The organism is Inquilinus limosus MP06 (assembly GCF_000767795.1).
GTDB classification, from domain to species: Bacteria; Pseudomonadota; Alphaproteobacteria; order DSM-16000; family Inquilinaceae; genus Inquilinus; species Inquilinus limosus_E.
Window position 1 is genome coordinate 1 of the sequence record NZ_JANX01000286.1, and the last position, 7,705, is coordinate 7,705.

The following is a 7,705-nucleotide window of genomic DNA, read 5'->3' on the forward strand; positions in this document are numbered from 1 at the left end:
GCCTCGACCCGCGCGCCGGGGCCGCGGCCCTGGCGGTGGCGGCGCCGCTGCTGGCCCCGGCCCTGCTGCTGCAGGCGTCGCACGCCTTCTACTACTCCTTCGGCACGCTGTGGTGGATCGACCACGGCGTCGCCAAGGGCAGCACCGGCATCGTCTGGGGCGCGGCCGTCGCCGCCGAGATCGTGGTCTACCGCTATTTCGCCCGGCGGCTGGAGAAGATCCCGCCGGCGACGCTGATCGCCGTCTGCTGCGTGGTCGCCATCGGCCGCTGGCTGCTGCTGTCCCTCGACCCGCCGCTGCCGCTGATCGTGATCAGCCAGTTCGGACACGCCATGACCTTCGGCGGCGCCTATCTGGCGGCCCAGACGGTGATCCGCACCCGGATCCGGCCCGAGCTGCATTACATGGCCCAGGCCGGCTATGCCTTCCTGACCACCTTCGTCGGGCTGGCCGGAACCACCGCCGTGATCCCCTGGGCGCTGCGCGTCACCGGCGCCGATCCCTGGCTGCTGATGGCCGCGATCGCCGCCGCCGCCCTGGCCTGGCTGGGCTGCGCCCGCCTCCTACGCGCCGCACCCTAAAGCGGCTCCCGGCCACCGGACCGCTTTCCTCGCACCGCCGAACCGGGATACAACAGCGCCCGCCGCCTGCCCCTCCATCATCGAAAAGCAGACCGCGTGCCCATCTCCAAGCCGTTCGGAACCCGCGCCCTGGTCTATCTGGGCGCCTTCTGCCAGCGTCAGGCGCTATGGGTGATCGCCGCCTCGCTGGTGCTGTCGGTCTGCGCCGTGCTGGTGGTGATGCACCGCCTGTCGATCAACACCGACACCGGCAAGCTGATCGACCCCAACCTGCCCTGGCAGCAGGACAACACGGCGCTGGACAAGGCGTTTCCGCAGAACACCGGCCTGCTGGCCATCGTCATCGACGGCAAGACGCCGGAGCTGGCGGAATCCGCGGCCGCGCAGATCACCCAGGCGCTGAAGGCGGAGCCGTCGCTGTTCAAGACCGTCCGCCGCCCGGATGGCGGGCCGTATTTCGACAAGAACGGGCTGCTGTTCCTGTCGGAAAAGGAGCTGCAGCAGACGGCGGACGACATCGTCGCCGCCCAGCCCCTGCTGGGCGGCCTGGCCGCCGACCCGACGCTGCGCGGGCTGCTCAATGTCGTGCAGCTGTTCCTGCAGGGGGTCGAGACCGGGCAGGCCCCGCGGTCGCGCGTCCAGCCGGCGATCAGCCAGATGGCGGCGACGATCGATGCCAACCTGACGTCGGCCCATGTGGTGCAGCCGCTGTCCTGGCAGTCGCTGCTGTCCTCGGCCCCGCCCTCGCCGCGCGCCCTGCGCCGCTTCGTGCTGGCGCAGCCGGTGCTGGACTACGGCGCGCTCGAGCCCGGGAAGAAAGCCACCTCCTTCGTCCGCGCCACGGCGGAGAAGCTGCACCTGACGCCGGATTACGGCGTGACGGTACGGCAGACCGGCAACATCCCGCTGAACGACGACCAGTTCGCCAGCGTCAGCGAGGGCATCGGCCTGTCGACCACCGTGTCGGTGGTGCTGGTGCTGGGGCTGCTGCTGCTGGCGCTGCGGTCCTTCACCATGACCGGGGCGATCATGGTGACGCTGTTCGTCGGGCTGCTGCTGACCGCAGCCTTCGCCGCCCTGGCCGTGGGCACGCTGAACCTGATCTCGGTCGCCTTCGCCGTGCTGTTCGTCGGCATCGCCGTCGATTTCGGCGTCCAGCTCTGCGTCGCCGTGCGGGCCAAGCGCACCACCGCGCCCAACATCCAGGCCGCCACCACCGCCGCCATCCGGCGCGTCGGCGCCGCGCTGGTCCTGGCCGCGCTGTCCGCCGCCAGCGGCTTCTTCGCCTTCCTGCCGACCGCCTATCGCGGCGTCTCCGAACTCGGGCTGATCGCCGGCGTCGGCATGCTGATCGCCGTCACGCTCAATCTCACCTTGCTGCCGGCCCTGCTGGCGGTGCTGCCGGTGCGGGCCGAGCCGAGCGAGGTCGGGTGGAGGGAGCTGGCGCCCGTCGACCGCTTCCTGCTGAAACGCCGCCGCTGGGTGCTGGCCGGCGGCGCGGTGCTGGCGCTGGCATCGCTGGCGCTGATGCCGCGACTGAACTTCGACTTCAACCCGCTCAACCTGGTGGACCCGCATTCCGAGGCGGCGTCGACGATGTTCGAGCTGATGCGCGACCCGCTGAGCACGCCGAACACCATCGACATCCTGACCCCGTCGGTCGAGGCCGCGGCAGCGCTGACGCCGAAGCTGCAGGCCCTGCCCGAGGTCGACACCGTGCTGTCGCTGAACAGCTTCGTGCCCGTCGACCAGCCGCCCAAGCTGGCGATCCTCTCCGACCTCTCCCTGCTGGTCGGCCCGACCCTGGACACGCAGCCCGCCCTGGATCCGCCCTCGGATGACGCGATCCGCGCCGCCGCGACCGCCACGGCCGAGAGGCTGCGGAAGATCGGGCCGGAGGCCGACAGCCCGGAACGCCGCCTGGCCGACGCGCTGGACCGGCTGGCCAAGGCCGACGCCGCCACCCTGACCCGGGTGGGCCAGGCCCTGCTGCAGGGGCTGCCGGCGACGCTGGACCGGCTGCGGCTGCTGCTATCGGCCGGGCCGGTGACCCTGGCAGACCTGCCGCAGGAGCTGCGGGACACCTGGGTCGCGCCGGACGGCCAGGCCAGGCTGTCGGTGTTCCCGTCGGGCAACGCCGCCGACAACGCTGTCGTGGCGCGCTTCGTCGATGCGGTCAAGGCGGTGGCGCCGCACGCCACCGGCACCGCGGTGACGATCCAGGAATCGAGCCGCACCATCGTCGGCGCCTTCGTCACCGCCGGCATCCTGGCGACCGCGATGATCGCGCTCCTGCTCGCCATCGCCCTGCGCCGGCTGATCGACGTGCTGATGGCGCTGACGCCGCTGCTGCTGGCCGGCCTCCTGACCCTGGCGACCACGATCCTGATCGACCTGCCGATCAACTTCGCCAACATCATCGCCCTGCCGCTGCTGCTCGGCGTCGGCGTCGCCTTCGACATCTACTTCGTCGTCAACTGGCGGGCCCGGCGCGGCGAACCGCTGCAGTCCAGCACCACCCGCGCCATCGTGTTCAGCGCCCTGACCACGGCCTCGGCCTTCGGCAGCCTGTGGCTGTCGCCCCACCCCGGGACGGCGGGCATGGGCGAGCTGCTGACGATCGAGCTGCTGTTCACCCTGTTCGCCGTGCTGGTCTTCATGCCGGCGCTGCTGGGCCCGCCCGCGCCGCCGCGGCGCCATCATCCCGCCCCGATCGTGAAGCCAGACTTCACGGATCATCCGGATCAGGCCCGGTGACGGGCCGGCCGGATGACGCTAGTGTCGCCCGGTCACGGTATGACTCGCCTGGACGGGGAACAAAGTTTTTCGACAGGTAGTTGTTGCCGCACAGGTCACAGGATATCGTTCGGATTGTAACTTTCTTCCCCGTCGCGGGACCGGGTCGACCCGAACCGTGGTAGGAACCGTACCAGGCCGCCGATTCCCGGCGGCCCCAGATCGCTGATTTTCCGATTGCTTACGGGATCGAACCGCACATGCCGTCGCGCTCACGTGGATCCTCTCGCCCCCTCGCCCTCGGCATGGCCGTGCTGCTCGCCGCCACGGCGCTGAGCGGCTGCGCCACTCCGCCGACCGACCCCGCGCAGCGGGCGGAGTTCGACCGGATCAACGATCCGCTCGAGCCGATGAACCGCGCGATCTTCGATTTCAACCAGGCGCTGGACAAGAACGCCATCCGGCCGGTGGCGATCGCCTATCGCGACGTGGTGCCGGAATTCGCCCGCGACGGCATCCACAACGCGTTCCAGAACTTCGGCGAGCCGGTGGTGTTCCTCAACAAGGTGCTGCAGGGCGAGCCGATCGCGGCCGCCAAGACGCTGCTGCGCTTCCTGGCGAACTCGACCTTCGGCCTCGGCGGCTTCTTCGATGTCGCGACCCCGCGCGGCGTGGTCCGGCAGCAGGCCGGCGACTTCGGCGCCACGCTGTACAAATGGGGCATCGGCGACGGCCCGTATCTGATGCTGCCCCTGCTGGGCCCCTCGAACCCGCGCGATGCTGTCGGCTTCGCGGTCGACACGGTCAGCAGCCCCTGGGGCTACATCGTCGACATCCCGACCGAGGCCAGTGTCGGGATGTTCGTCGGCAAGGGCGTCGACGTCCGCTCCCGCACCGTCGACGCGACGGATGAGCTGGAGCGCAATTCGGTCGACTACTACGCGACGCTGCGCAGCGTGTTCCGCCAGTACCGGCAGGCCGAGCTCGATGGCGGCCAGGCCCCCCAGGGCGGCGGTGGCGACCTCTACACCGATCCGGCCGGCGCCGCCGCAGCCGGGCCGGCCGCGACCGGCGCCGCCGGCAACATCCCGGCGTCGCAGCTGCCGGACATTCCCTGAGCCATTGGCCCTGGCCGATCGGCCCTTGACCGGCCTGGCGGAGGCGCAGCCCCCGCCAGGCCGGCGGTGCCTTACTTCTTCGGCGTCAGCTCGGCGGTCTTGCTCTCGAGCAGCTTGATCAGCGCGTCGCCGCCGCCGCTGCGCAGGGTGGCCCCGAACTCGGACCGGTAGTTGGCGAGCTGGCTGATCGTGCCGTTGAGATAGACGTCGATGATCTGCCAGTTCGGCCCCCGCAGCCGATAGTTCAGCGGCACCGCATCGGCCTTCGGCCGCACCAGCTTGGTGTTGACCACCTGGTCGCCGCCGCTGACCGGCTTGGCCTCCTCCGAGGTGAAGGTCTCGCCGCTGTAGCCGTCGAAGCGCGCGGCGTAGGTGGTGATGCTGAATCGCCGGAACGCGTCGGTGAACTTCTGCTGCTGGGCCGGCGTCAGGCTCGACCAGTCGGGCCCGACGGAGATTCGCGCCATCAGCGGCAGGTTGAACGCCTGGTCGAGCACCGGCTCGAGCTTCTGGTACCGCCCGCGGAAGCCCAGCGAGTCGGCGTTCTTCATCACGTCGAGCAGGGCATTGTCGAGCGTGTCGATGACCTGGCGCGGCTCCGCCGCCATGGCCGCCGGGGCGGCGAAGGACAGCGGCAGCAGCAGCGCGACGGCCAAGGCGAGGCGGCGGTGGAGGGCAGGCGAGCGCATGGGTGTCTCTTCCGATTCGGAACGTTGGGTCCGTCGCCATCCGCGCCCGCGGGGCGACGCGATCGACCTATGATGGCCTCAACCCCGGCCTTTGCCGAGAAGTTCCGAACGGCGCCATGCCGGAATTCTGCTGTGACGGCCCGCACAACCGCCATGCGTCCAATTTGATAAATATCAACCGTAACCTATTGCACACGGCCCGCGTGGTCACGTTAGTGACACGCAAAGTTAGCCCGGTGTATGGTCCAAATTGAGAGCGATTCACTCTGGCGAACCCCAGCCCTGCCAGAACATCTAAGGTGCGTAATGCGGATCATCTTGGCCCAGCCGAGAGGCTTTTGCGCCGGTGTCGAGCGTGCGATCGAGATCGTCGAACGCGCGCTGGAGATCTACGGCCAGCCGGTCTATGTCCGGCACGAGATCGTGCACAACCGGCACGTGGTCGAGAGCCTGCGCGCGAAGGGCGCCCGTTTCGTCGATGAGCTTGACGAGGTTCCGGCCGGCAGCATCACGATCTTCAGCGCGCATGGCGTCGCCCAGTCGGTCGAGTCCGACGCGGCGCAGCGCGGCCTGCAGGTGATCGACGCGACCTGCCCGCTGGTGTCGAAGGTGCATATCGAGGGCCGCAAATACGCGGCGCAGGACCGCACCGTCATCCTGATCGGCCACGCCGGCCATGCCGAGGTCGAGGGCACCACCGGGCAGATCCCGGGCGGCGTCACCCTGATCTCGACGGTCGAGGACGTGGCCGCGCTGCAGGTGCCGGACCCCGAGCGGGTGTCCTACATCACCCAGACCACGCTGAGCGTCGACGACACCAAGGCGGTGATCGATGCCCTGAAGGCGAAGTACCCGTCGATCGTCGGGCCGGACACCAAGGACATCTGCTACGCCACCCAGAATCGCCAGGGCGCGGTGCGCGAGCTGGCGCAGATGGTCGACGTGCTGCTGGTGATCGGCGCCCGCAACAGCTCGAACTCCAACCGGTTGCGCGAGATCGGCGACGAGCTCGGCGTGCCGAGCTACCTGATCGACGACGCCTCGGCGCTGGACCCGGCCTGGCTGGACGGCAAGGAGACGGTCGGCATCACCGCCGGCGCCTCCGCCCCCGACAGCCTGGTGCAGGAGCTGGTCGAGACCCTGCGACGTTTTGGCGACGTCGAGGTCTCGACGCTGACGGGCGTCGATGAGAATATCCGCTTCCGCCTGCCATCCCAATTGACCGCACCGGTGCCTGCCGAGTAGGCAGTGTCGCTTGGCCCGGATTCGGCCGACAGTCTTGCGAAGGTCCCCATGGGTATCCCGCTTCAACAGCAGATCCGTATCGGCGCTTACCTTCTGAAGAACCATCTGATGGGCACCAAGCGGTACCCGATGGTTCTGATGCTGGAACCGCTGTTCCGCTGCAACCTGGCCTGCGCCGGCTGCGGCAAGATCGACTACCCGGACGAGATCCTGAATCAGCGCCTGTCGGTGGCCGACTGCCTGCAGGCGGTGGATGATTCGGGCGTGCCGGTGGTCTCGATCGCCGGCGGCGAGCCGCTGCTGCACAAGGAGATGGCGGAGGTGGTGCAGGGCATCATCGCCCGCAAGAAATACGTCTACCTGTGCACCAACGCGCTGCTGATGGAGAAGAAGCTCGACCAGTACAAGCCGAGCCCGTACTTCATCTGGTCGGTGCATCTGGACGGCGACCGCGAGGATCACGACCGGTCGGTGTGCCAGGACGGCGTCTACGACCGCGCGGTGAAGGCGATCAAGGCGGCCAAGGAGCGCGGCTTCCGGGTCAACATCAACTGCACCCTGTTCAACAACGCCGATCCGGAGCGCGTCGCGAACTTCTTCGACGACGTCAAGGCGATGGGCGTCGACGCCATCACGGTGTCGCCGGGCTACGCCTATGAGCGCGCGCCGGACCAGCAGCACTTCCTGAACCGCCAGACCACCAAGCAGCTGTTCCGCGACATCTTCAAGCGCGGCGACAAGGGCCGGCGCTGGTCGTTCAGCCAGTCGTCGATGTTCCTCGACTTCCTGGCCGGCAACCAGACCTATCACTGCACGCCCTGGGGCAACCCGACCCGCACCTATTTCGGCTGGCAGCGTCCCTGCTATCTCCTCGGCGAGGGCTATGCCCAGACCTACAAGGAGCTGATGGAGGAGACGGACTGGGACAAGTACGGCACCGGCAACTACGAGAAATGCGCCAACTGCATGGTGCATTCGGGCTATGAGGCCAGCGCGGTGAAGGACATGTTCCGCAACCCGCTGAAGGCCTTCATCGTCGGCATGCGCGGCATCCGCACCGAAGGGCCGATGGCGCCGGAGATCTCGCTCGACCGGCAGCGCCCGGCCGAATACGTCTTCTCCTCCCACGTCCAGAAGGCGCTGGAGAAGCTACGCCACACCCCGAAGGTCGCGGCCGCCAAGGGTGCGGGAGGCGGCAAGTAAGGCCTTCATCGCCGTGCTGCTCTGCCGCCCCAGGCGGATCAACGCCGGCAGCTGACCAGGGCTGCGGGCCAGGGCCCGCAGCACCGGCCCGATCGCCGGGCGTCCTTCCGCATCGAGGCCGACCAGCGCCGCC

General features: G+C 68.9%; 6 protein-coding genes and 1 pseudogene. 5 read left to right on the plus strand and 2 right to left on the minus strand.

What is annotated here, in order from left to right; translation table 11 throughout:
* The 3 genes from P409_RS20270 to P409_RS20280 form a co-directional block, all read left to right on the plus strand.
* The coding region (locus tag P409_RS20270; protein ID WP_034842566.1) for an MFS transporter at positions 1-581 on the plus strand (581 nt) is incomplete at its 5' end.
* Between the two features lie 96 nt (positions 582-677).
* Complete coding sequence (locus P409_RS20275) at positions 678-3,338, plus strand: MMPL family transporter (RefSeq protein ID WP_052121015.1); 2,661 nt, start codon at positions 678-680, stop codon at positions 3,336-3,338.
* Between the two features lie 284 nt (positions 3,339-3,622).
* Complete coding sequence (locus P409_RS20280) at positions 3,623-4,435, plus strand: MlaA family lipoprotein (protein ID WP_238578730.1); 813 nt, start codon at positions 3,623-3,625, stop codon at positions 4,433-4,435.
* Positions 4,436-4,506: 71 nt separating this feature from the next.
* Here the strand turns inward: P409_RS20280 and P409_RS20285 are convergent, their stop codons facing one another.
* Positions 4,507-5,124 (minus strand): ABC transporter substrate-binding protein, encoded by a 618-nt coding sequence (locus P409_RS20285; RefSeq protein WP_034842571.1) that lies wholly within the window; start codon positions 5,122-5,124, stop codon positions 4,507-4,509.
* Between the two features lie 306 nt (positions 5,125-5,430).
* Between P409_RS20285 and ispH the strand changes: the two genes are divergently transcribed.
* A complete protein-coding gene (gene ispH / locus P409_RS20290; protein WP_052121016.1) occupies positions 5,431-6,369 on the plus strand; it encodes a 4-hydroxy-3-methylbut-2-enyl diphosphate reductase in 939 nt (312 codons plus the stop codon).
* A 48-nt stretch (positions 6,370-6,417) separates the two neighbouring features.
* A complete protein-coding gene (gene hpnH / locus P409_RS20295) occupies positions 6,418-7,572 on the plus strand; it encodes an adenosyl-hopene transferase HpnH (protein ID WP_034842575.1) in 1,155 nt (384 codons plus the stop codon).
* Here hpnH and P409_RS40855 read toward each other — a convergent pair.
* Positions 7,519-7,705 (minus strand): annotated as a pseudogene (locus P409_RS40855) (hypothetical protein); the annotation flags it as partial. The gene hpnH and the pseudogene P409_RS40855 overlap by 54 nt on opposite strands.